Consider the following 23,272-nt stretch of genomic DNA (forward strand, 5'->3'; position numbering starts at 1 on the left):
TCACCTCACGATCGCGAACACGACGGCCAGCACGACGAGGGCGACGGCGGCCTGGGCGAAGTAGGTGTGGACCTGCCCGGTCTGGGGGCGTCTGGCCAGCCCGCCGAGGCGTCGCACCGCGCCGCCGGCCCGCCGGACGAGCGCGTCGAGCCCCGACTCCAGGGGGCTTCCGGCCAGCCGCGCGGCCCGCAGCCCCGCCCGCGCGACGGCCTCGACCGCGCCCTGCACGACCCGCTCGTCGAACCAGGCCGCCCACCGCGCCGCCCCCAGCAGCGGCCGCCACACCCCGGCCCGCGCCGCCCGCTCCAGCCCCAGCCAGCCCCCGAGCACCCCGCGCACGCGCGGAAGCACAGCCGTCCCGGGCGGCGCCGCGATCGCGGCCTCGCCGGGCCGCACCGCGATCATGAGCGTCCCGGGCCGCACCGCGATCACGCCGGTCACCAGGGCGAGCGCCAGGACTCCGGACAGGGCCAGCTCGCCCGCCGTGAGGCCGGGCGCGCCCGGGTCGCCCACCAGCCGGGACCACCAGCCGTGCACCGCGGGCAGCCCGACGACGCCGAACCCGGCCGCCACCAGGGCGAGCACCGGCAGCGGCAGCAGCTCGGGCCAGGCCACCCGGCCGGTGGCCCGCCGCTCGCTCCCGGCGCCGGTCGCCGCGTCGGCGGGCCGCCAGACCGCGGCCAGCGCCTTCCCCGCGTACAGGGCGGCCGCCAGCCCGGCGGCGAAGGCCACCACGCGCGGTCCGGGTTGCCCGACCCCGCCCAGGACGGCGTCCTTCGTCACCCACAACGACAGCGGCGGCACCCCGGCCAGGGCCGCGGCCCCCACCCCGAACACCACCCCCACCAGCGGGAACCGACGGGCCGCGCCGTGCAGCCCGGCCAGGTCCTTGGTGCCGAGCGCCGCCAGCCAGGTCCCCGCCGCGAGGAACAGCAGGCTCTTGACGGCGGCGTGCGCGACCAGGTGGGCCGTCCCGCCGGAGACCGCCGACTCCCCCGCCGCCAGCACCATGAACCCGACCTGCGCGCAGGTCGAGGCGGCCAGGAGCTGCTTGAGGTCCCGCTGCGCCAGCGCCACCAGGCCGAGCAGCAACGCGGTCACCGCACCCGTCCAGGCCGCCACCGCCGCCGCCCAGCCGGTGGCCGCGAGCAGGGCGTGCAGCCGCAGCAGCAGGTACGCCCCCGCGACCACCATGGTCGCCGCGTGCAGGAACGCCGACACCGGGCTCGGGCCCGCCATCGCCCGCGACAACCAGAACGCGAACGGCCCCTGCGCCGACTTGCCCAGCGCGGCCAGCACGACCCCGCCCGCCACCACGTCCCGCCACGGCGGCGGCAGCCCCGGCAGCCCGGCGAGCGCCAGGCCGCCGCCCGCGGCCAGGGCCGCGCCGGAGGCGACGTACAGGCCCAGGTCGCCGGCCCGGGTGGTGACGAAGGCGACGGCTGCGGACCGTACACGCTCGCGGTCGCGCCACCGGTAGCCGATCAGCGCGTACGACATCGCGCCCATGACCTCCCAGCCCATCAGCAGCAGGACGAGGTCCGTCGCGGTCACCGTGGCCAGCATCGCGGCCAGGAAGATCAGCATCAGCCCGTGGAAGCGCCCCGACCGCTGCTCGGCCGCCGCGAACACCAGCACGGCCAGCCCGACCGCCGCCACGGTGACCACCATGACCGCCGAGAGACCGTCCACGGCCAGCCCTTCGCCGAGGATCAGCCGGGCGGTGGCCGAGGGCCTGGTCGCCGCCGCGTGCCCGGCCAGCGCGAGGGTGAGCGCGGCCGTGGCGACGGACAGGGCGACGGACAGGGCGGGCGCGGCGCGGCGCACCGGGATCAGCAGCGCGCCGGCGGCGGCGGGCAGCGCGGGCAGCAGCCACAGGGACGGGCTCATCCCTTGAGGTCTCCGGCGGCGTCGGTCGTGTCCACGTCGCGGGCGCGGAAGACGGCCGTGGTGACGGCGAAGCCCATCGCCATCTCCAGGGCCATCACGGTGACCGCGACCAGGACGAGGACCTGGCCGTCCGCGGCGGCCGGGGCGACGTGGTACCAGAAGCCGCCGGCGGCCGCGATCACGCCGTTGATCATCAGTTCGAGGCCCATCATGAGCATGACGATCGACTGCTGGGACAGCACGCCGTACAGGCCGACGGCGAACAGGGCGGCGGCCAGCAGCAGGAAGGCCTGGAGCGTCACCGGTCGTACCGTCCCCGGTGGGTGGCCAGCAGCACGGCCGAGATCATCGTCGCCAGGATCGCCACCCCGACGACCATCATGACCAGCATCTTCGGCCCCATCAGGGACAGGCCGAGCGCGTGCGTGGGGTCCGTCGGCGGCCGTCCGCGCCGGCTCGGCGGGCGGACGAGCAGCGCCCCGGCGGCCAGCAGGACGAACACCGCCGCGGCGACGGCCGCCGCGCCCCGCCGGTTGTGCACCATCTTCATCGGCATGAGCCCGGCCGGGTTCATCATGTACATGATCATGAAGACGGCCATGACCAGCATCTCCATGACCATCATGAGGACGACCAGCACCCCCAGGTACTCCAGGTCGATCAGCAGCAGCGTCCCGCCCACGGCCAGCAGCGAGACCAGCAGCGCGAACGTCGCCCGCGCCATCGAGTCCACCGCGAACACCGCCACCCCACCCGCCACCGCGACGACCGCCAGCGCCCAGAACGCCACGTTCACGGCAGCACCGCCAGCGCGACCACGAGCAGTTGCACGAGCGTGGCCGGGATCAGCACCACCCACGCGAACTGCACGAACCGGTCCATCCGCACGACCGGCATACGATGCCCGGCCAGTACCAGCACGGCCAGCACCGCCGCCGTCTTGACCGGCCCCCACACCCAGCCGGGCAGCACGGGCCCCGCCGCGCCGCCGAGGAACAGCGGCACCGCCCCGGCCGCCGCCACGACCAGCAGCGCATGGCGTCCGGCCAGGAAGACCAGCCGGTCGGGGCCGCCCAGCTCGCCCGGCACGCCGCCGCACACGTCCCGCCCGACCGGCTGCCCCATCGGCCCCCAGAACGCCATCGCCACCGCCGAGACGAGATAGACCACGAACGCGACCGGCATCCACGCCACGAACCACCACCCGCGCTGCGCCGCCACGAGGTCGGCGAACCGCAACGATCCCGCCCCCACGCCCGCGGTGATCAGCACGAACATGTGCGGCAGCTCGTACGCCAGGCCCTGGATCAGGAACCGGTAGCCGCCGACCAGCGGCCACACGGCGTTGACCCCCCAGCCGACCAGCCACAGAGCCCCCCAGACGCACACCTCCATGGCGTTGAACCACACCACCCCCGCCCCCAGGTCCAGCACCGCCGCGCCCCCGACCGGCAGGACGACGGCGGCCAGCAGTGCGGCCGCCGGCAACACCACGACCCCGGCCCGGGTGAGCAGGACGTCGGCCCGGTCCGTGCGCCGCCGCTGCTGCACCACCAGCCGCGCCCCCTCCCTGAACGGCGCCACCGCCGCCGCCCGCCACGAGCCGCGGCGGCCCGCGCCGAGCGCCGCGTCGAAGGCCGCCGCCCCCCACGTCAGCACCGCCATCCCCGCGGCCGTCCCCCAGACCGTGCCCGCGACCATCGATTCACCCGTCCCTGGCTGCCGACGGCAACCGGTCGAGGTCCGGATCGAGACCGGCCACGATCAACCGGGCCACGGCGAGCTCGGTCCCGGTCAGCAGGCCGGGCAACAGGGCCAGCACGCCGTCCACCGGGACGTCCCCGCCGTCCTCAGGCCCGGAACGCCCTCCGGTCAGGGCCTCCACGTCGTCGAGCCACCGGCGCGCCCGATCCAGGGTGTCCCCGCGCAGCCGCCGTGGGGCGCCGGGGCCGAGTTCCCCCGTGCCGCGCAACATCCACCGCAGCACCCGTGACCGGCGCACCCGCCGCGTGAACCGGACGCATCGGCGTCTTCCCCGCTCGTCCAAGGCGCCCGCGAGCAGGCGGTCGCGCAGGCGCCGGGCGTCCGCCGCGGCGGCGGGCCATCCGGCCACGCCGAGCAGCCTGCCGAGACCGTCCAGCCGGGCCGCCGCCGTACGCCGCCGGGCTTCCTCCTGGCTCGCGCCCGGTCCGGGCGTCCAGAACGCGTCCCCCGTGCCGTCGGCCGGCAGGGTCCGCACCCGCGCCTCCTGGATGACATCCCCTTGCAGGACGGTCTCCACCACCAGCCCGGCGGGCCAGTCCGCGAGCACGGGACCCAGCGGCACGTGCAGCCGGTCCAGCTTCAGCCCGTCCCGGTCGGCCCCTCGGTCGGCCATGGGCGTGCCGTCCGGGGCGTCCCCGGACGTGCCCGCGGCCAGGACGCCGGCCTCCCGCCACTGGCGGGATTCGTCCCCCAGCACGCGGACGGCGTCGTCCAGCGCGGCCACGACCTCGTCGGCCGGGACGTCCGGCGGCAGTTCCACCAGCGCCCTCGGCACCGGGACCGTCCCCCGGACCTGCCGCACGGCCGCCGCCAGCTCCGCCCCGGGACGCCCGCACACCACCATCACGCTCGCCTCCGCCGCCGACGCCGCCACCGGCCAGCCACGACGGTCCGCCTCCGCCTCTGCCAGCAGCCGCGCGCCCGTCCCGTACGGGCAGGCGACGAGGAGCACCCGGGGGCGCAGCGCCGCCTGCCGCAGCAGCCACCCCCTCAGGCCCACCGGAACGCCCCTTCCCGCCACGCGTACAGGACGCCGACCAGCAGCAGCCCCAGGAACGCGAACATCTCCAGCACCGCCGGCAGCCCCACCTCGGCCACCACGAGGGCCCACGGGTACATGAAGACCATCTCCATGTCGAAGGCGAGGAAGACCAGCGTCACGGCGTACCACCGGACGTGGAAGCGGGACACCGCGTGCTCCCGGGGCCGCGCCCCGGACAGGAACGGCTCCACCCGCACGACTCCCCCGGGCGACAGGGCCAGGGAGGCCAGGTACACCGCGGCGACCCCGGCGGCGAGCAGCGCCACGAGCCCCAGCACAGCGCCCACCGCTCTCACCTGCCGCAGAGCCCGAAGATCAGAATCACCTGCCCCTCACGGTAGCAATCGGAATCCGACTTGCCCGCGACCGACATCCCCCCTCACCAGCACGAACGCGGCCGGGCCGGCGACCGGAGGGGTCAGTGCGGGAGGCCGAACCGCCCCCGCCGGACCGCAGCCTCGCCGCCGCCGGACCGCAGCCTCGCCACCCACGCCGGACCGCAGCCTCGCCACCCAGTCGCGGCGCAAGCCGTGCGAACCACACAAGGAGCTCACATGTCGCCGTCGTCCGCCTCCGGGGCGCCGGTCACCGTCGTCATGCCTGACCTGTCCTGGCGGCGCTGACCGCCGATGACGAGGGTCTCCGTCGAGCCGTCCTCGTCGGGAGGGTCGGCGGCGGCGGCGTTCCGGCGCGCGCCGGCCGGTCGTTCCGCTCGTCCCGGTCGTCCCGGTGTGCCGCGAAGGCGAGGCAGGCGGGACGCCACGAGCGCCACCAGCGCGCCCGCCACCGCCGCGGGCGCCAGCAGGTACGCCGGAACCCCGCCGCCCGGCGCCTCTCCGGCCGGAACCCGCGCCGCCGCACTCCCCGCGGCCCCGCCTCCGGCCTCCATCCCGGCCTGCACCTCGGGCTGCGTCCCCGTCGGGCCACCGGCCTGCGTCCCGGTCGGCTCACCGGGCGGCGCCGGTGTGCTCTTGCCCGGGGCGAAGCCCGGAGGCCGGACCGCGCCCCATGGGTCCTTTCCATCCCCGCCGAACGTCGCCACCTTGTCCGGCGGCACCGGGTCGGCCAGCAGCCGCCCAGGGACCGTGAGCGTCCCCACGGCGTACGGCTCGAACCAGCCCTGGAGGCCCTCCACCCGCCACACCCCGTCCGGCACGGCCACCGACGTCGCGTAGTGTCCGGCCTCGGGCAGCGGGGTGCCGGGGAAGGTGACGCTCCTGCCGTCTGCCCTGGTGAGGCGCAGGCCGACCGGGTCCAGCTCGCCCGCGTACGGATGCGTGCCGTGCTGCAGCACCCAGAACCCCACCGTGTACGTCTTCCCGCCCGCGAACGCCGCCGGCGGCGGATCGAGGTAGGTCACCGCCCATCCCCCACGCGAGGACGCGGACGCCGCCCCCGCCCACCACCCGGACACCACCAGGACGCCCAGCACGGCGGCCGTCAGGGCAGCCACCAGAGCGGCCGGCCTGCCGACCGGTATGACCATGTTTCTCGTCATCACGCACCTCCGACCTCCCTACACCGCCCGGCCCCGCCAGGTTCCGCCCGCGAACCGGCGGAGCAGCCGAACGATTTCCCACCGGACGGTGCGACAATTCCCGGTGCGGCGCGCACAATGGAGTCAGCACGAAGGAATCAGGGCGAGAATTCGGCGAGGAGCGAGGAGGCTTACGCCGTGTCCGCCACCGGAGGCGAATATCTGACCGCGATGCTCGACGTTCTGGTTTACGAGAACGTTCTGGTCGCCTGGCGCCGCGCGCCGGGTGGTTATCTGATCGTCACGCACGAGGGCGAGGAGGTCCGGCTGACCGCGCAGCAGGCCGGGATGTGGGCACAGGGGGCGTTCGCCGTTTATCTGGCGTTGGTGGATCAGCGCCGTATCACGCCCCGCATCCCCGGTGACACCACAACGCAATAACCCGCATCAGAACAAAAACCCATTTTTCCAGATTTGTCGCCACAGCGGCCGTGAAGAACCGTCCGGGCTACCGGTCAAGCCGGTTTTCTGGCGCGTCCGAGAATGTGCGGCAACCTCGGCGACAACGCCAACGGCCGGAACGCGAACCGTTCGCGCTCCTCCACCACCAGCCCGCTGTCGGCCATGGCGCGCTCGGTGTCGCGGTTGAGGCGGCACCCGCCGGCCATCCGCCGCCACAGCGGCGTCACGAGGTCCTGCACCAGCGCGCCGGCGGCCCGCGAGGAGCGCACGTGCTCGTAGAACCGCACCTCGCCGCCGGGCCTGAGCACCCGGGACACCTCGCCGAGAACCGCACGCTGGTCGGGCACCGAGCACAACACCAGCGAGAGCACCACGGCGTCGAAGGAGGCGTCCGCGAACCGCAGGTCGGCGGCGTGCCCGGCGACCACGGTCACGGGCACCGGCGCGCCGGCCGCGGCCCGGCCGGCCAGCCCGCGCAGCCGGTCCTCCGGCTCGACGGCGACCACCTCGCGCACCGTCGCCGGGTAGTGCGCGAAGTTGAGCCCGTTGCCCGCGCCGACCTCCAGCACCCGCCCGGCCAGCCCGGCCAGCAGGCGCCGCCGGTGCCCGGCCGCGCCCCGCCGCTCGGACTCGGCGCTCATCCGCTCGTACGCCTGGGCGAAGCGGGGGTTCTGGAACCGCGTCAGGTCCTGCACGTCCCCACGCTAACCCGCCCGCGCGCGCCCCGCGTGGATCCGTCACGACCGGACGAGGCGGGCGATGGCGTCGGCCGCCTCCTTGACCTTGGCCTCCGCCTCGGCCCCGCCCTTGCGCGCCGCCTCGACCACACAGTGCGCCATGTGCTCCTCCAGCAGCGACAACGCGAACGACTGCAACGCGCTCGTCGTCGCCGAGACCTGCGTCAGGATGTCGATGCAGTACTTGTCGTCCTCGACCATGCGCTGGATGCCCCGCGCCTGGCCCTCGATCCGGCGCAGCCGCCGGAGGTGGTCCTGCTTGCCGTCGGTGTACCCGGCCATCTCCCGGTCCTCTCGCTCGCTACACCGACCGCAACACGGTACCCCCCTACCGTATTCCGGAGCAGGGCCGGGTCAGGCGCCCTGGTTGTTCATGAAGCGCGAGATCAGCCACTGGCCGCCCTGGTGCGTGAGCATGAACAGCTCGCGGTAGGTGGTGTCGCCCTGCTTGCTGGTCGCGCGCGCGAAGGCGTCCTGGCTGCCCGCGCTCCGCGTCTCGTCGATGGTGTGCGTGGCCGACTTCAGGTCGGCGCCGTCCTTGAGCAGCTTCTCGTAGAGGCTGCGGACGGCCTGCGAGCCCGTGGCCGTGGCCTGCCCGTCGAAGGCCACCACCGCGTCGCCGGCGAACGTCTTCACGACCGCGTCCACGTTGCCGGACTTCAGAGCGTCGAAGTAGTTCTGGACGGCGGCGCGCGGCTGGGTGGCCGCCGTCATGGTGCCGGTCGGCGTGGCGGTCTCGGTCATGGTCTCGGTCGTGGTCGGCGACTCCATGCCGGTCTCGGTGGGCGTCATCATGGTGTCGGTCGGCGTGGCGGGGCTGGCCTCCCCCTTCATCGCCTGCGTGTTGCTCCCCGCGGAGCAGCCCGCGACCAGGAGGACGGGAACGATCGCGGCCAGCAGGAGTGCCCTGCGCTCAGAAATCTTGCTCATGGCCGGGTTGATGCCCTCGCCGGTCGTTCCCGAATGCCCGGTTTAGGCACTCCGCACGACCCCTTTACCTCATGTCGGTATTACTCACGGTAACGCTTCACTGTCATTGGAGAGACCGTTCAGAGCTGTGATCGTTGCCGACCCGAGACCGGGCGGGGTAGGGCCGCCTATAGCGTCCCTCCAGTGCGGCCAACACAGGCGAACCCGGAACCACTGCCCCAGCGTGAGGACGCCGAACGCTGTGCCAGCGTCCGGTCCGGGCGGCGGTGCGTCCTTCCCGCGGCGCACCCCACCCCGCACGTGTACCCGCCCGTGGAGGCCTTGTAGCGACGTCCTCGCAGGTGAGGGGGCCCGCCGGCGGGGCAGGTGACGACGATGGACGAACCGACGACCACCGTCACGCCCTGTGCGGACGGCCCGCTGCTGATCAGAGGCCCCTTCGAGCTGCTGACTCAGGACGGCGAGCCGATCGACCCGGGAAGGGCCACGGTCGCGCTGTGCCGGTGCGGCCGATCCTCGACCAAGCCGTTCTGCGACGGCTCGCACAAGTCCGTCGGCTTCCAGGCGCCGAGCGAGCCCGACCCGCCCGCCGACTCCTGAGCCCGCGCGCGCAGCCACCGCGCCGAGTGGGCGGCCCGCGCGAGCCGTCCCCCCGCGTACGGCACGCCGCCCGCGCAGGCCGCGCCCACCGCCAGCCAGGAGCACACCGCCCGCTCCAGCACCCACACCGGCGCGAACAGCGAGGCGCCGGCGGGGAAGACCCGCCGCCCGCCGGCCCGCCGCCGCCCGGCCTCGGCCAGCGCGACGACCGCCCCGGCGGCGGCCAGCAGCGGCAGCGGACGGCGTACCAGCGCGATCGCGGGCAGCACCGCCAGGAAGGACGCCAGCCGCACCGGCTGGGCGAGGTCGTCGTAGGCCTGCCGCACCCGCTGCGACCAGAACCGCCGCGCGTCGCACGGCAACCTCCGGACGTACAGGCCGGGCGGGCGCAGCTCGCGTCCGCCGTGGGCGCGCACGGTGCGGACGAGCTCCAGGTTCTCGAACAGCACGTCGCCGTCGTAGCCGCCCATGGCCAGGAAGAACGACCGCCGGACGCCGAACGTGCCCGGGTAGTCGGCGCCGAACGCGCGGTTGAGCAGGGTGCGGGCGGTGTCCCAGCGGGCGTGCCAGGGGGCGGGGTCGAAGTAGTTCTGCGGCCTGACCAGCTCGGCGCGGGCGAGCAGGTCGTGCATCTGGGCCAGCGCGGGCAGGTCGTAGCGCACGTCGTCGTCGGCGATCACGACCCGGTCGCCCTCGGCCAGTCGCAGCCCGGTGGTCACGCCGTTGACCTTGCCGTTGGCGAAGGACAGGCCGGCCGCCGGGCTGACGTGCCGGACCAGGCAGCGCCAGCGGCGGGCGTGGCGGGCGTACAGCTCGGGCCGGCTGCCGTCGACCACGGTCACGCGTACGTGCGGCGCGAGGGCCCGCAGGTACTCGGTCAGCTCGTCGAGGCCGAAGTCGTCCTGCCAGCGCAGCGGGACCACGTAGTCGAGGTCGATCATGCGGGCACCTCCTGGCCGAGCAGCGAGGACGCGCCGCGTTCCCAACGGCCCATGACGTGCTCGGCCCAGCGGCGTTCGAGGGCCAGGGCGCAGGCGGCGCCGTACAGGACGTCGCCGGTCAGGGCGGGGAAGGCGGCCGCGAACCCGCCGCACAGGTCGGCCGCGGCGATCTGCTCGTGCACGGCGTCGGCCTGCACGTGCTCCTCGTAGAACCGGGCCGCCGCCGCGTCGCCGCCGAGCCGGCGCAGGCCCGCGGCGTAGCGGCGGTTGGGCAGCGACGAGGTCATCTCGATCGCGGCCAGGTGGCCGACCAGCGCGCCGCGCAGCCGCCGGTGCAGCCCGAACAGCGACATGGCGTTGGTGACGGCCAGGGTGACCGCGGGGACCCGGGGCAGGTACGCGCCGTAGGAGTCGTCGAGGCCGAGGCCGCGCATGGTGTGGCCGAACAGCTCGCAGTGCATGCGCTCGGGCCGGCCGCCGCCGTACTCGTCGGCCTGGATCTCCACCAGGGCCGCCTTGGGCCGGCCGCGCAGGCGCGGGATCGCCCACGTGTGCGGGTCGGCCTCCTTCAGGTGGTAGATCGAGCGGTGGATCACGAACTCGCGGAAGGCGTCGATCCCGGCCTCGCGCTGGAGGTGGAGCGAGAGCGACGGGCCGTCGTCGTCCTCGGCGGTCAGCGCGGTGAGCGCGCGCCGCACCTCGCCGGGCGGCACCGGCGCGGGACGCGGCACGGCCCCGGCCAGCTCCCGCTCGAAGCGGTCCTCCAGCAGGCCGCGCAGGCGCAGCAGCGACGGCTCCCACTCCCAGCGGTCGTCCACCTCGTCGAAGCCCTGGTAGTGCAGCTCGTAGCAGGCGAACAGGGCGAGCTGGAGATCCTCCTCGCCGTCGGGGCCGGGCGCGTCGGGCAGCGTCGCGGGCGGCCGGGCGAGCCGGTCGAACAGCAGGTCGGTGAGCTGGCCACGGGCGGGCGGCAGGCGCATCAGGGGGCCTTGCGGTAGACGGAGACGTGCGCGCGGCTCTCGTCGGTGAACGGGGTGCCGACCCAGTCGGCCCAGCGGTGTTCCAGGGCCATCCCGGCCAGCCTGGCCATCAGGTCGAGCTCGCCGGGCCAGGCGTAACGGTGGTTGGCGGGCAGCAGCCGCACGCCCTCCCCGGTCAGCCGTACGCGGGTGGTGCGCATGTGCTGGGTGGCCGGGGCGAGCCTGGCCGCCTCGATGAGGACGACGTCCTCGGCCAGCGACAGCAGCCGCAGCGCCGAGCCGTCGCGGAAGGCGGCCGGGTCGGGCACCCACGCCTCGACCACGAACCGCCCGCCCGCGCGCAGGTGCCGGGCCGCGTTGGCGAAGCAGTTGACCTGCGCCTCCTGGGTGGGCAGGGCGAAGATCGTGTTGATCGCGAGCACCACGAGCGCGTACGAGCCCTCGACCCGCATGGTGGAGAAGTCGCCCACCGTCACGGGGACGGCCGCGCCGCCGGGTTTGGCGCGCAGCTCGCGGGTCATCTCCGGCGAGGCGTCGATCCCGGCGACGGACAGGCCGCGGGCGGCGAGCGGCAGCGCCAGCCGTCCGGTGCCGATGCCGAACTCCAGCACGGGACCGCCCTCGGCCAGCGTCGCCAGCCGCTCGACGGCCGCGGCGGTCGGCAGCTCCGTCACCGTGGCGTCGTAGATGTCGGCGATCCCGCGCCCGTAGGCGGAGGCGTCGTAGGCCACACGCACCTCCCGTCCCCCGTGTTCCAGCAGGTCAATGCCCCTGCTCTGATCGGCTAAACGCTCACCTCCACCCGCCCGGCCGCCACCCGGACGGCGTAGACTGGCACCTGGACGGCCTCCTCGTCCAGGCACGCCCCCGACACCAGCGAGAAGACCTGCTTGTGCAGCGGCGAGGCCACGGTGGGCTCCCCCCGCCTGGTGCCGACGATGCCGCGCGAGAGCACGTACGCGCCGCTGAACGGGTCGAGGTTGTCCAGGGCGTGCACGTGCCCCTCGTAGGTGCGGAACAGCGCCACCTGCCGGCCGCCGACCAGCGCGCAGACGCCGCGCTCCGGCGGCAGGGCGGCGTACTCGCAGACCGGGGTCCAGCTCATCGGGCCATCACCGGCCTGATCTGGCCGCGCTCGGAGGCGAACACGATCGACGGGTCGGGCACGCCGGGCGCGTTGACGAAGCTGACGAACCTGCCGAGCTTCTCCGGGTCGTCCAGGGTCGCCGCCCACTCGTCGGCGTAGGTGGCGACGTGCTGTTCCATCTGGGCGTCGAGGTCGGCGCAGATGCCGAGCGAGTCTTCCATGATCACCTTCCGGAGATGGTCGAGGCCGCCGTCCAGCGACTCCAGCCAGGCGGCGGTGCGCTGCAGCCGGTCGGCGGTGCGGACGTAGAACATCAGGAACCGGTCGATCGTCCTGATCAGGTCGCCGGTGCTCAGGTCGGTGGCCAGCAGGTCGGCGTGGCGGGGCCGGAAGCCGCCGTTGCCTCCGACGTACAGGTTCCAGCCCTGCTCGGTGGCGATGACGCCGAAGTCCTTCGACCTGGCCTCGGCGCACTCGCGGGCGCAGCCGGACACGGCCGACTTGAGCTTGTGCGGCGAGCGCAGGCCGCGGTAGCGCAGCTCCAGGGCGATGGCCAGGCCGACGGAGTCCTGGACGCCGTAGCGGCACCAGGTGGAGCCCACGCACGACTTCACCGTGCGCAGCGCCTTGCCGTAGGCGTGGCCGGACTCGAAGCCGGCCGCCACCAGCCGTCGCCAGATCTCCGGCAGCTGCTCGACCCGGGCGCCGAGCAGGTCGATGCGCTGCCCGCCGGTGATCTTGGTGTAGAGCCCGAAGTCGCGGGCGACCTCGCCGATCACGATGAGCTTGTCCGGCGTGATCTCGCCGCCCGGGATGCGCGGGACGACCGAGTACGTGCCGTTCTTCTGGATGTTGGCGAGGAAGGCGTCGTTGGTGTCCTGCAACGCGGCCCGCTCGCCGTCGAGCACGTGCCCGTGGTGCAGCGAGGCCAGGATCGAGGCCACCGCGGGCTTGCAGACGTCGCAGCCGCGCCCCTGCCCGTGCTCGGCGATGAGCCGGGAGAACGTCGTGATCTCCCGCACCCGGACGATGTCGAACAGCTCGGCCCGCGAGTACGCGAAGTGCTCGCACAGCGACCTGCCGACCTCGACCCCCGACTCCTCCAGGAGCTGCCGGAGCATCGGCACGCAGCTCCCGCAGGTGGTGCCGGCCCGCGTGCACGCCTTGAGGCCGGGCACGTCGGTCACGCCCAGCTCGGCCACGGCGTGCCGGACGTCCCCCGCGCACACGTTGTTGCAGGAGCAGACCTGCGCGTCGCCGGGCAGGTCGAGCGGCGCCCCGGAGCCGCTGAACAGCAGGTCGGAGGGCGGCGCGGGCAACGGCTTGCCGACGAACGGTCGCAGCGCCGCGTACGGCCCCGCGTCCCCCACGCAGATGCCGCCGAGCAGCGTGCGGGCGTCGTCGCTGACGAACAGCTTCTTGTAGATCCCGGCGACCGGGTCCATGTAGGTGACGTCGAGGGCGCCGTCCATCGCGCCGAACTGGGCGACCTCGACGCCGAGCAGTTTCAGCTTCGTGGAGGTGTCCCCGCCCGCGAACGAGGACGTCCCGCCCATGATCCGGTCGGCGGCCACCTCGGCCATCGTGTTGCACGGCCCGACCAGGCCGTGGACCGTGCCGCCGGCCAGCGCGCACTCGCCGATCGCGTAGACCGACGGGTCGGCGGTGCGCATCCCTTCGTCGACCACGACGCCGCCCCGCTCCCCCACCTCCAGCCCGCACGCCCTGGCCAGCTCGTCGCGCGGCCGGACGCCCGCCGAGAACACCACGACCTGGCCCTCGATCAGCGTGCCGGACGGCGTGCGCACCCCGGCGACCCGGCCGTCCGGCCCGGTGACGACCTCCTGGACGCCCGAACCGGCGTGCACGCCGAGCCCGAGCGCCTCGATGTGGCCCTTGAGCACCGCGCCTCCGCCCTCGTCCACCTGGCGGGGCATCAGCCAGGGGCTCATCTCGACGATGTGCGCCTTCAGGCCGAGCGTCCGCAGCGCGTCGGCCGCCTCCAGGCCGAGCAGGCCGCCGCCGACCACGACGCCTTCGGCCGCGTGCCCGGCGGCCGCCCGGATGGCGTCCAGGTCGTCGATGGTGCGGTAGACGTGGGCGTGCTCGCGTCCGGGCACCGGCGGCACGAACGGCGCCGACCCGGTGGCCAGCACGAGCACGTCGTACGGCTCGACGGCCCCGCCCTCGACGGTCACCGTCCGCGCCTGCCGGTCCACGGCGACGGCCCGGCTGCCCAGCCGCGTCACGGTCCCGGCGGGCACCGGGTAGGTGAGGTCGGCCACGGTGGCCCCCGACAGGTACGAGGTCAGCGCCACCCGGTCGTAGGCCGGGCGCGGCTCCTCCCCGATGACGGTGATCCGCCCGTCGAAGCCCCGGCTCGCCAGGGTCTCCACGAAGCGGTGCGCGGCCGGGCCGTACCCGACGACGACGATCCTCCTCATGCCGGCACTCCTTCCTGATCGCACAACCAGCCGACGATGCCCTCCACGGCGTCGCGGCAGGTGCCGCAGCCGGTGGTGGCCCTGGTGGCGGCGGCCACCCCGGCCACGTCGCGGGCGCCCGCCTCCCAGCACGCCCGGATCTGGCCCTTGGTCACGTTGTTGCACCGGCAGACCTCGGCCGCGTCCGGCATCAGCACCGGGCTGCCCGCGACGGGCGCCGGCGACAGGCCCGGGAACAGCAGGCCCGCGCGGTCGCCCGGCACCGGGCCGCCGCGGTCGAACAGCTGGGTGAGGGTGCCGACGGCGTCGCTCTCGCCCAGCAGGATCGCGCCCACCAGCCGCCCGTCGCGGATGACGAGCTTGCGGTAGGTGCCGCGGGCGCGGTGGCTGAAGCGCACCACCTCGGCGTGCTCCTCGCCGAGCTGCGTCTCGCCCATGGCGGCCAGCTCGACGCTCCTGGCCTTGAGCCTGGTGACCAGCCGGGAGCCGCGGTAGCGGGCCTTGCCGCCGGTGATCACCTCGGCCGCCACGGCGGCCTGCTCCCAGGCGGGGGCGACCAGGCCGTACACCGTGCCGTCGTGCTCGGCGCACTCACCGACAGCGAAGATCGACGGGTCGCCGGTGCGCAGCTCGTCGTCCACGACGACGCCGCGCCGCACCTCCAGGCCCGCCGCGGCGGCGAGCCCGGTGACCGGGCGCACCCCGCAGGCCAGGACGACCAGGTCGGCCTCGACCAGCTCGCCGCCGGCCAGGCGGACGCCGTCCGCCTCGACCGCCGCCGCGCTGACGCCGGTGCGGGCCGCCACGCCGAGCCCGGCCAGGGTCTCGCCGAGCACCTCGCCCGCCTCGGCGTCGAGCTGGCGTTCCATCAGGTGCCCGGCCAGGTGCAGCAGCGTGACCGGCAGGCCGCGCCCGGCCAGGCCGCGGGCGGCCTCGACGCCGAGCAGCCCGCCGCCGACGACGGCCGCCCGGCGCGCCCGCCCGGCCGCCCGCACGATCCGCTCACAGTCCGCCAGCGTGCGGAACGGCACGGCCCGCCCGACGCCGGGCAGCGGCGGCACGACCGCCTGGCTGCCGGTGGCCAGGACCAGCAGGTCGTACGGCTCGCGCCGCCCGTCCGCGGTCACCACGTGCCTGGTGTCGCGGTCGATGCGGGCGACCTCGGCGCCGGGCACGGCCTCGACGCCGTGCGCGGCGTACCAGGAGGGGTCCACCAGGCGCACCTGGTCGGGCCGCGCGCTCCCGGCCAGCACGTCCGACAGCAAGACCCGGTTGTACGGCGGGCCCGCCTCGGCCCCGAACACGGTCACCCGCATCCGCGGGTCGCGCGCCCGCACCTCGCTGACCAGGCGTGACCCGGCCATCCCGTTCCCCACGACGACGAGCCTCATGAGTCCCTCTCCACCCTGACCGCGCAGACCTTGAACTCCGGCATGCCGGAGACCGGGTCGAGCGCCGGGTTGGTCAGCCGGTTGGCGCCCTCCCAGTGGAAGGGCATGAACACGGTGTCGCGCCTGATGGCGTCGCTGATCCTGGCCACCGCCCTGCTGCGGCCCCTTCGGCTGCTGACCCGCACCAGGTCGCCCGCGGCGACGCCGAGCTGCGCGGCCAGGTCGGGATGCAGCTCCACGAACGGCTCGGGGGCGGCCCGCACCAGCGACGCGATCCGGCGGGTCTGGGCGCCGCTCTGGTAGTGGGACAGGACGCGGCCGGTGCTCAGGTACACCGGGTAGTCCGCGTCGGGCTCCTCGGCCGCGGGCCGGTGCTCGACCGGGACGAACCGGGCGCGGCCGTCCGGGTGGGCGAAGCGGTCCAGGAACGGCCGGGGCGTGCCGGGGTGGTCCTCCGACGGGCAGGGCCAGAACAGGCCGGTCCCGGCGGCGATGCGCTCGTGGGTGATGCCGGAGTAGTCCGCGACGCCGCCCGCGGTGGCCCGGCGCAGCTCGTCGAAGACGGCAGCCGGGTCGGTGTCGAAGCGGTGGCCGAGCCGGGCGGCCAGCCCGGCGATGACGTCCAGGTCGCTCCGGACGCCCTCCGGCGGCGCGACGGCCCGGCGGCGCAGCAGGACGCGGCCCTCCAGGTTGGTCATCGTGCCGCTCTCCTCGGCCCACTGGGTGACCGGGAGCACCACGTCGGCCATGGCGGCGGTCTCCGAGCGCACCACGTCGGCCACGACCAGCAGGTCCAGCCCGGCGATCCGGCCGCTGACGTGCCCGGACGCGGGCGCCGACACCACCGGGTTGGACCCGAACAGCAGCAGCGCCCGCGGCCCCCGCGGGGTGCCGAGCGCGTCCAGCAGCTCGTACGCCGACCGCCCCGGCCCCGGCAGGTCCTCGGCCCGCACGCCCCACACCTCCGCGACGTGCGCGCGGGCCGCCGGGTCGTCGATCCTGCGGTAGCCGGGGAGTTGGTCGGCCTTCTGGCCGTGCTCCCTGCCGCCCTGGCCGTTGCCCTGGCCGGTCAGGCAGCCGTAGCCGGAGCCGTACCGGCCGGGCAGGCCGAGCGCCAGGGCGAGGTTGATGAACGCGGTGACGGTGTCGGTGCCCTTGGCGTGCTGCTCGGCGCCGCGCCCGGTCAGCACGTAGGCGTTCCGGGCGGCGGCCAGCGCGCGGACGGCCTGCCGCATCCGGTGCACCGGCACCCCGGTGACGCGCTCGACGCGTTCGGGCCACCAGGCGGCCAGCGAGGTGCGCACGGCGTCGAACCCGGTGGTCCTGGCGGCCACGTAGCCGGCGTCCACGAGGTCGTCGGCGATCGCCAGGTGCAGCAGCCCGAGCGCGAGCGCCAGGTCGGTGCCGGGCGTGGGCTGCAGGTGCAGCCAGGCCAGCCGGGCCGTCGGGGTGCGGCGCGGATCGACGACGATCAGCCGCGGCCCCGACAGGTGCCGGACGAACGGCGGCATGGTCTCGGCCACGTTCGCGCCGGCCAGCAGCACGACGTCGGCGCCGGCCAGGTCGGTGACCGGGAACGGCAGGCCCCGGTCCATGCCGAAGGCCCGGAGGGAGGCGGCGGCGGCCGAGGACATGCAGAAGCGGCCGTTGTAGTCGATCTGGCTGGTGCCGAGCGCGACCCTGGCGAACTTGCCGAGCTGGTAGGCCTTCTCGTTGGTCAGCCCGCCGCCGCCGAACACGGCCACGGCGTCGGGGCCGTGCTCGGCGCGGATGGTGCGCAGCCGGGCGGCGACGTGGTCCAGGGCGGTCTCCCACTCCACCGGCTCGCCGTGCAGGAGCGGCGTGGTCAGGCGTTCGCCGTTGGTGAGCAGCTCGGCCGCCGTCCAGCCCTTCTGGCACAGCGCGCCGGGCGCGTTGGCCGGGACGTCGGTCCTGGGGGTGATCTCCAGTGCCGGGCCGATCTCCATGCCGCACTGGAGGGCGCAGTAGGGACAGTGTGTCTTCGTCATGTCAGACCCGGGCGTGGGCGAGGCTGGCGACGACCGTGACGCCGACGGTGCGCGTGTAGCACCACCAGGTCAGCGCCAGGCAGGCGGCGTAGAAGGCGGCGAAGGCCAGGAACGCCGGCGCCGGGTCGCCGGCCGCGGCGAACGCCATGCCGAAGGCCCGGTTGACGAGGAACCCGCCGAGCGCGCCGACCGCCGAGATGACGCCGATCGCCGCCGCGGCCTGACGCCTGCCGTGCAGCAGCGCCTCCGGGCCCGCGCCACGCTCGGCGACCGCCTTGGCGTGGAAGATCGCCGGGATCATCCGGTACGTCGAGCCGTTGCCGATGCCCGCGGTGAGGAACAGCAGCTGGAAGGCCAGGAAGAACGGCCAGAAGCCGCCCGCGGCGGCGGCCGCCCAGGCCAGCAGCACCCCGGCGCCCATGGCCGCGAAGTTCCACTGCGTCACCCGCGCGCCGCCCAGCCGGTCGGCCAGCCAGCCGCCCACCGGCCTGATCAGCGAGCCGAGCAGCGGCCCGGCGAAGGCGACCGCCGCGTACGGCGCCTCGGGGAACAGGCTCTTGCTCAGCAGCGGGAACGCCGTCGAGTAGCCGATGAACGACCCGAACGTGCCGACGTACAGGACCGACATGATCCACGTCTGCGCCCGTCCGGCCACCGCGAGCTGTTCGCGCGGCTCGGCCCTGGCGCCGGCCAGGTTGTCCATGAAGAACCACGCGCAGGCCGCGGCCACCGCGATGAACGGGATCCAGAACCAGCCGGCGGCGGCCGTCCCGAGCGAGCCGATCACCAGCGGCACGACGAGCTGCACCGAGCTGACCCCGACGTTGCCGCCCGCCGCGTTCAGCCCGAGCGCCAGCCCCTGCCTGTCGCGCGGGTAGAAGTAGGTGATGTTGGCCATGCTGGAGGCGAAGTTCCCGCCGCCCACCCCGGCCAGCGCCGCGATCACCAGGAACAGCCAGTACGGCGTGCCGGGATCCTGCACCGCCACCCCGAGCAGCACGGCCGGGACCAGCAGCAGCGCCGCACTGGCCACGGTGAAGTCGCGCCCGCCGAACCGGCCCGGCCCGAACGTGTAGGGCACCCGCAGCACGGCCCCGACCAGGTTCGGCAGCGCGACGAGCCAGAAGAGCTGGTCGGTGGAGAAGTCGTAGGCCCCCATCCTGGTGGCCACGACGCTCCACAGGGTCCAGACGGTGAACCCGAGATGCTCGGCCACGATGGAGAAGACCAGGTTGCGCCGGGCGACGTGCCTGCCGGTCCGCTGCCAGAAGGCCGGGTCGTCGGGGTGCCACTCGGTGATCCAGCGCGCCATCGATCTCTCCTCCGCTCGGCGTCGGGAGCACCACGGTAGGAGGGCCGCGTTACGCGTTCGGGCAGCCGGCGAGGCTGCGGCGGTTACGGGGGATTCACCGCGGTAACAGGACGCGCACAAGCGTCACCGGCGAAACACGCCGGTAATGATCGGAGTTCTGGCTGGTTACGTGGCCTTCCCGGGGGTAACAGCACTCATGGCAAGGGGGGAATAATGATCAAAAAGCTGCACCAGATGGGCATCAAGTCAGGCCACATGTACGCCGCGGGGCTGGCGTCCATCGGCCTGTCCTTCGCTTCTTGGATGATCTCCAAGAACCAGGAGGGCGCGGGCCTCGACCGGGCCGACCGGTGGGGGATCTTCATCGGCGAGTGGGCGCCCACGTTCTTCGCGATGGGCGTCGCGCTGCGGATCGAGGAGACGCACAAGGACCTCGAAGAGCGGGGCACCGAGATGTTCGACAGCACGCAGGGCCAGCGGTCCCGCTCGCACGTCGGAGTGTGACGAGGAGGCCGCGCAGGTCACGCCGGGGGGCCGGCCTGCGCGGCACACCTGTTCACCGGCGGTCTCAGCGGGACAGGCGCTCCAGCGGCTCGTCGGTCAGCCGGTACTTCAGCCACTCGTCCTGCCGCTCGGCGCCGAGCTTGTCGTAGAAGGCGATGGACGGCTCGTTCCAGTCGAGCACCGACCACTCCAGGCGCTGGTAGCCGCGTTCGGCGCAGATCTTCGCCAGTTCCGCCATCAGCGCGCGGCCATGGCCGCCGCCCCGGTGCTCGGGGCGCACGTACAGGTCCTCCATGTAGATGCCGTGCACGCCGCGCCAGGTGGAGTAGGTCAGGAACCAGATCGTGAAGCCGACGGGCTCGCCGTCCTGCTCGGCCACGTGCGCGAACACGGCGGGCTGCTCCCCGAAGAGCGACGTCCGCAGCATCTCCTCGGTCACGCGCACCTCGTGCGCGGCGTTCTCGTACGTGGCCAGCTCAAGGATCATGCGCACGACGGCGGGGACGTCTGCTGGGGTGGCGGGGCGAATCATGCGCACAGGGTAGCCAGCGCGTTCGGCTGAACCGTCCACCGCCCCCGCACGTCGTTATGGCAGAACGGTATTCGGGGGACCGTCTGGAAGCTCAGCCCGGATGACCGAATGGGGACGGAAACCGTGGGCGTTTTAGAGGAGCTGGGGGTTCGCCTGCCCCCGTATCCGGACATCAGGCTCGCGCTCGTGCTCGGTGAGCGCGCTTTGTACGTGAACGGGGATCTGCAGACCGCCAGGCGCTGGTTCGACTCGGCCTACCGGCAGGCCGAGGCGTGCGGCGACGTGCCCGCCCTGGCCAGGGCGGCGCTCGGCCTGGGCGGGGTGTGGGTGCAGGAGCACCGCACGTGCGCGGAGTCGGAGACGGTGCGCGCGCGTCAGCGGCACGCGTTGTCGCTGATCGATCCGTACTCGTCGCTGGCGCTGCGGCTGCGGATCAGGATGACCGGGGAGGAGGACTACGGCGCGGGCGGGCACGAGGAGATCCTCCGGCTCGTCGCGCGGGCCAGGAGCGCGGGCGATCCGGCGGCGCTGGCCGAGGCGCTGAGCCTGGCCCATCACTGCCTGCTCGGCCCGGAGCACGGGCCGGCCCGGCTGGAGCTGGCCAGGGAGCTGATCGGCCAGGCGGCGGTCACCCGGCGCAGGGGCGACCTGCTGATGGGCCTGCTGTGGCGGACGGTCGACCTCTACCTGGCGGCCGACCCGCACGCCGGACGCGGCCTGGAGGAGCTGCGCGGCCTGCTGGCCGAGCACGACCACCTGGCCGTCGGGTTCGTGACCGACGTGATCAGGGTGATGCTGGCCATCAGGGCGGGCCGGTTCGAGCAGGCGGAGAAGATGGCCGGCGACTGCTTCGAGCGCGGCGTCCAGGCCGGCGACATGGACGCCACCGGCTGGTACGGCGGCCAGATCGCCGCCATCCGCTGGTACCAGGGCCGCACGGCCGAGCTGCTGCCGGTGCTGGCCGACCTGGTCAGCTCGCCCACGCTCAGCCCGATCGACAACTCCTACCTGGCGGGCCTCGCGCTGGCCGCGGCCACCTCGGGCGACCGCAGGGCGGCGGCCGGCCACCTGGCCCGGCTGCGCGGCCGGGACCTGGCCGACCTGCCGAGGTCGAGCACGTGGCTGTTCTCGATGTACTGCGTCGTCGAGACCGCCCACCTGCTCCAGGACGCCGGCGCCGCCGCCGAGGCGTACGCGCTGCTGCTGCCGTTCGCGGCTCTGCCGGTGGTGGCCAGCCTGGGCGTGCTCTGTCTCGGCTCGGTGCAGCACAGCCTGGGCATGGCCGCGCTCACGACCGGCGACGTGGACCGCGCCGCCGGGCACCTGACGGAGGCCGTCCGGGCCAGTCTCGCGCTCGGCCACTGGCCCGCGGCGACGCTGTCGCGCTGGCGGCTCGGCCAGGCGCTCGCGCTGCGCGACGGGCCGCAGGACAAGGCGGCGCGGGCCGCCCAGAACGCCGCCGCGCAGGAGGCCAGGGAGCTCGGCATGGTGCTGCCGGCCGTGGTCGGCAGGGCGGGCGCGGCGCACGCGGCGTTCCGGCTGCGCAGGCACGGACGGCACTGGCAGGTCGAGCACGGCGGGCGGCTGGTGGTGGTCGAGCACAGCGTCGGCATGCAGCACCTGGCGACCCTGATCGCCAACCCGGGGCGCGAGATCCTGGCCGCCGACCTGGCCGCGGGCGCGCCGGCGCAGGACAGCGAGCCGGCATCGGCGCAGCCGGTGCTGGACGACCTGGCCAGGGAGACCTACCGGCGGCGGCTGACCCAGTTGCAGGCCGACATCGACGAGCTGGAGGCGATGAACGATCTGGAACGGGCCGCCGCGCTGCGGCTGGAGCGGGAATGGCTGGTGGCCGAGCTGTCGGCGGCGACCGGGATCGGCGGGCGGGCGCGGCCGTTCACCGGCACGGAGGAACGCGCGCGGATCGCGGTGGGCAAGGCGATCAGGCGGGCGATCTCCCGCGTCTGGTCGGCCGACCAGGCGCTGGGGGACGAGCTGCGGGCCACCGTGCACACGGGCGTGCGGTGCAGCTACCGGCCTCGCTGACGGCGGTACGGGCGTGCCCCCACGGCGCGCCCGTACCTTTCGTCCGGGACACTGGTCGCAGGAACCAGACGAACGGACAAACAGCATGGAACATCGCACACTCGGACGTACGGGACGCCAGATCGGCGTCGTGGGCCTCGGCGCCTGGCAGCTCGGCGCCGACTGGGGCGAGGTGAGCGAGGACGAGGCGTTCGCCACCCTGGAGGCGGCCGTGGGAGCGGGCGTCACGTTCGTCGACACCGCCGACGTCTACGGCGACGGCCGCAGCGAGCAGATCGTCGGCCGCTTCGCCAAGGCGCATCCCGGGCTCACCGTGGCCACCAAGATGGGCCGCCGGATGGCGCAGGTGCCGGCCAACTACGTGATGGACAACTTCCGCGCCTGGAACGAGCGCTCCCGGCGCAACCTCGGCGTGGACACCCTCGACCTGGTCCAGCTCCACTGCCCGCCCACCCCGGTGTACTCCTCCGACGCGGTCTTCGACGCCCTGGACACGCTGGTCGCCGAGCAGAAGATCGCGGCGTACGGCGTCAGCGTGGAGACCTGCGAGGAGGCGCTGACCGCCATCGCCAGGCCGGGCGTGGCGACCGTGCAGATCATCCTCAACGCGTTCCGGCTCAAGCCGCTGGAGCGGGTCCTGCCCGCCGCCCGCGCGGCCGGGGTGGGCGTCATCGCCCGCGTCCCGCTGGCCAGCGGCCTGCTGTCGGGACGCTACGACGAACACACCGTGTTCGCCTCCGACGACCACCGCACCTACAACCGGCACGGCGAGTCGTTCGACGTCGGCGAGACCTTCTCCGGCGTGGAGTTCGGCACCGGCCTGGAGGCGGTGCGGCGGCTGGCCGGGCTGGTGCCCGAGGGGGCGTCCATGGCCCAGTTCGCGCTGCGCTGGATCCTCGACCAGCCCGGCGTCTCGGTCGTCATCCCCGGCGCGCGCAACCCCGGCCAGGCACGCTCCAACGCGGCGGCGGCCGACCTGTCCCCGCTCCCGGCGGAGACGCTGGAGGCCGTGCGGGCCGTCTACGACGAGCTGATCCGGCCGCAGGTGCACGACCGGTGGTGAACCGTTGACGGTACGGCTTCCCGGCTCTAATGTTTAGGAAACTTTCCTAAGCAATTCTCGC

Annotated in this window: 23 protein-coding genes and 1 pseudogene; 5 read left to right on the forward strand and 19 right to left on the reverse strand. The window is 74.3% G+C overall.

Annotation, left to right across the window (positions count from 1 at the left end; all coding sequences use genetic code 11):
• From AB0J71_RS16720 to AB0J71_RS16750, 7 genes are all read right to left on the reverse strand, one after another.
• Positions 1 to 1,890, reverse strand: a complete 1,890-nt coding sequence (locus tag AB0J71_RS16720) for a proton-conducting transporter membrane subunit (RefSeq protein WP_364414803.1) — start codon at positions 1,888 to 1,890, stop codon at positions 1 to 3.
• Positions 1,887 to 2,192 (reverse strand): NADH-quinone oxidoreductase subunit NuoK, encoded by a 306-nt coding sequence (gene nuoK / locus AB0J71_RS16725; RefSeq protein WP_352322753.1) that lies wholly within the window; start codon positions 2,190 to 2,192, stop codon positions 1,887 to 1,889. Before nuoK ends, AB0J71_RS16720 begins: the two co-directional genes overlap by 4 nt.
• Positions 2,189 to 2,686, reverse strand: coding sequence for an NADH-quinone oxidoreductase subunit J (locus tag AB0J71_RS16730; RefSeq protein WP_364414805.1), 498 nt, complete (start codon positions 2,684 to 2,686; stop codon positions 2,189 to 2,191). Before AB0J71_RS16730 ends, nuoK begins: the two co-directional genes overlap by 4 nt.
• Positions 2,683 to 3,591, reverse strand: a complete 909-nt coding sequence (locus AB0J71_RS16735) for an NADH-quinone oxidoreductase subunit H (protein WP_364414807.1) — start codon at positions 3,589 to 3,591, stop codon at positions 2,683 to 2,685. Before AB0J71_RS16735 ends, AB0J71_RS16730 begins: the two co-directional genes overlap by 4 nt.
• A gap of 4 nt (positions 3,592 to 3,595) precedes the next feature.
• Positions 3,596 to 4,654: a hypothetical protein gene (locus tag AB0J71_RS16740; protein WP_364414809.1), complete on the reverse strand. Its 1,059-nt coding sequence runs from the start codon at positions 4,652 to 4,654 to the stop codon at positions 3,596 to 3,598.
• Positions 4,645 to 4,983 carry an NADH-quinone oxidoreductase subunit A gene (locus AB0J71_RS16745; RefSeq protein WP_352322749.1) on the reverse strand — a complete coding sequence of 113 codons (339 nt, stop codon included), beginning with the start codon at positions 4,981 to 4,983 and terminating at the stop codon, positions 4,645 to 4,647. Before AB0J71_RS16745 ends, AB0J71_RS16740 begins: the two co-directional genes overlap by 10 nt.
• Before the next feature lie 263 nt (positions 4,984 to 5,246).
• Entirely contained in the window at positions 5,247 to 6,194 is a 948-nt protein-coding gene (locus AB0J71_RS16750; RefSeq protein ID WP_364414811.1) for a hypothetical protein, read from the reverse strand.
• A 177-nt stretch (positions 6,195 to 6,371) separates the two neighbouring features.
• On the opposite strand from AB0J71_RS16750, the gene AB0J71_RS16755 reads away from it, so the two are divergent.
• Positions 6,372 to 6,614 carry a hypothetical protein gene (locus tag AB0J71_RS16755; protein ID WP_352322747.1) on the forward strand — a complete coding sequence of 81 codons (243 nt, stop codon included), beginning with the start codon at positions 6,372 to 6,374 and terminating at the stop codon, positions 6,612 to 6,614.
• Between the two features lie 74 nt (positions 6,615 to 6,688).
• Here AB0J71_RS16755 and AB0J71_RS16760 read toward each other — a convergent pair whose 3' ends face one another.
• The 3 genes from AB0J71_RS16760 to AB0J71_RS16770 all read right to left on the reverse strand — a co-directional run bounded on the left by AB0J71_RS16760 (position 6,689) and on the right by AB0J71_RS16770 (position 8,302).
• On the reverse strand, positions 6,689 to 7,330 hold the full coding sequence (locus tag AB0J71_RS16760; protein WP_364414813.1) for a class I SAM-dependent methyltransferase: 642 nt from the start codon (positions 7,328 to 7,330) through the stop codon (positions 6,689 to 6,691).
• Between the two features lie 42 nt (positions 7,331 to 7,372).
• A complete protein-coding gene (locus AB0J71_RS16765; RefSeq protein ID WP_352322745.1) occupies positions 7,373 to 7,654 on the reverse strand; it encodes a metal-sensitive transcriptional regulator in 282 nt (93 codons plus the stop codon).
• A 72-nt stretch (positions 7,655 to 7,726) separates the two neighbouring features.
• Positions 7,727 to 8,302, reverse strand: coding sequence for a nuclear transport factor 2 family protein (locus AB0J71_RS16770; RefSeq protein WP_364414815.1), 576 nt, complete (start codon positions 8,300 to 8,302; stop codon positions 7,727 to 7,729).
• 375 nt (positions 8,303 to 8,677) lie between these two features.
• Here AB0J71_RS16770 and AB0J71_RS16775 point away from each other — a divergent pair.
• Positions 8,678 to 8,791: pseudogene (locus AB0J71_RS16775) on the forward strand (hypothetical protein); the annotation flags it as partial.
• On the opposite strand, the gene AB0J71_RS16780 reads toward AB0J71_RS16775, so the two are convergent.
• Genes AB0J71_RS16780 through AB0J71_RS16815 form a run of 8 tightly spaced genes read right to left on the reverse strand, consistent with a single transcriptional unit; the run spans position 8,755 to position 19,066 of the window.
• The gene (locus tag AB0J71_RS16780; protein ID WP_364414817.1) at positions 8,755 to 9,843 is read right to left on the reverse strand and encodes a glycosyltransferase family 2 protein; all 1,089 of its coding nucleotides are present in this window, start codon (positions 9,841 to 9,843) and stop codon (positions 8,755 to 8,757) included. The pseudogene AB0J71_RS16775 and the gene AB0J71_RS16780 overlap by 37 nt on opposite strands.
• The gene (locus tag AB0J71_RS16785; protein ID WP_352322742.1) at positions 9,840 to 10,823 is read right to left on the reverse strand and encodes an iron-containing redox enzyme family protein; all 984 of its coding nucleotides are present in this window, start codon (positions 10,821 to 10,823) and stop codon (positions 9,840 to 9,842) included. The genes AB0J71_RS16780 and AB0J71_RS16785 overlap by 4 nt, the downstream gene beginning before the upstream one ends.
• Positions 10,823 to 11,560: a class I SAM-dependent methyltransferase gene (locus AB0J71_RS16790; RefSeq protein ID WP_352322741.1), complete on the reverse strand. Its 738-nt coding sequence runs from the start codon at positions 11,558 to 11,560 to the stop codon at positions 10,823 to 10,825. Before AB0J71_RS16790 ends, AB0J71_RS16785 begins: the two co-directional genes overlap by 1 nt.
• A gap of 47 nt (positions 11,561 to 11,607) precedes the next feature.
• The gene (gene nirD / locus AB0J71_RS16795; protein WP_352322740.1) at positions 11,608 to 11,928 is read right to left on the reverse strand and encodes a nitrite reductase small subunit NirD; all 321 of its coding nucleotides are present in this window, start codon (positions 11,926 to 11,928) and stop codon (positions 11,608 to 11,610) included.
• Entirely contained in the window at positions 11,925 to 14,354 is a 2,430-nt protein-coding gene (gene nirB, locus AB0J71_RS16800) for a nitrite reductase large subunit NirB (RefSeq protein WP_352322739.1), read from the reverse strand. The genes nirD and nirB overlap by 4 nt, the downstream gene beginning before the upstream one ends.
• Positions 14,351 to 15,745 (reverse strand): FAD-dependent oxidoreductase, encoded by a 1,395-nt coding sequence (locus AB0J71_RS16805; RefSeq protein WP_352322738.1) that lies wholly within the window; start codon positions 15,743 to 15,745, stop codon positions 14,351 to 14,353. The genes nirB and AB0J71_RS16805 overlap by 4 nt, the downstream gene beginning before the upstream one ends.
• Positions 15,742 to 17,754, reverse strand: coding sequence for a molybdopterin oxidoreductase family protein (locus AB0J71_RS16810; protein WP_364414819.1), 2,013 nt, complete (start codon positions 17,752 to 17,754; stop codon positions 15,742 to 15,744). Before AB0J71_RS16810 ends, AB0J71_RS16805 begins: the two co-directional genes overlap by 4 nt.
• A gap of 1 nt (position 17,755) precedes the next feature.
• Positions 17,756 to 19,066: an MFS transporter gene (locus tag AB0J71_RS16815; RefSeq protein ID WP_364414821.1), complete on the reverse strand. Its 1,311-nt coding sequence runs from the start codon at positions 19,064 to 19,066 to the stop codon at positions 17,756 to 17,758.
• Between the two features lie 213 nt (positions 19,067 to 19,279).
• Here AB0J71_RS16815 and AB0J71_RS16820 point away from each other — a divergent pair, with 213 nt between their 5' ends.
• On the forward strand, positions 19,280 to 19,570 hold the full coding sequence (locus AB0J71_RS16820) for a hypothetical protein (protein WP_352322735.1): 291 nt from the start codon (positions 19,280 to 19,282) through the stop codon (positions 19,568 to 19,570).
• 64 nt (positions 19,571 to 19,634) lie between these two features.
• Here the strand turns inward: AB0J71_RS16820 and AB0J71_RS16825 are convergent, their stop codons facing one another.
• Positions 19,635 to 20,141: a GNAT family N-acetyltransferase gene (locus AB0J71_RS16825; RefSeq protein ID WP_364414823.1), complete on the reverse strand. Its 507-nt coding sequence runs from the start codon at positions 20,139 to 20,141 to the stop codon at positions 19,635 to 19,637.
• An 84-nt stretch (positions 20,142 to 20,225) separates the two neighbouring features.
• On the opposite strand from AB0J71_RS16825, the gene AB0J71_RS16830 reads away from it, so the two are divergent.
• Positions 20,226 to 22,148 carry a hypothetical protein gene (locus AB0J71_RS16830; protein WP_364414825.1) on the forward strand — a complete coding sequence of 641 codons (1,923 nt, stop codon included), beginning with the start codon at positions 20,226 to 20,228 and terminating at the stop codon, positions 22,146 to 22,148.
• An 85-nt stretch (positions 22,149 to 22,233) separates the two neighbouring features.
• A complete protein-coding gene (locus tag AB0J71_RS16835; protein WP_352322732.1) occupies positions 22,234 to 23,211 on the forward strand; it encodes an aldo/keto reductase in 978 nt (325 codons plus the stop codon).
• Positions 23,212 to 23,272: the final 61 nt, after the last annotated feature.

The sequence above is a fragment of the Nonomuraea sp. NPDC049637 genome (assembly GCF_040675235.1).
Classification (GTDB): Bacteria; Actinomycetota; Actinomycetes; order Streptosporangiales; family Streptosporangiaceae; genus Nonomuraea.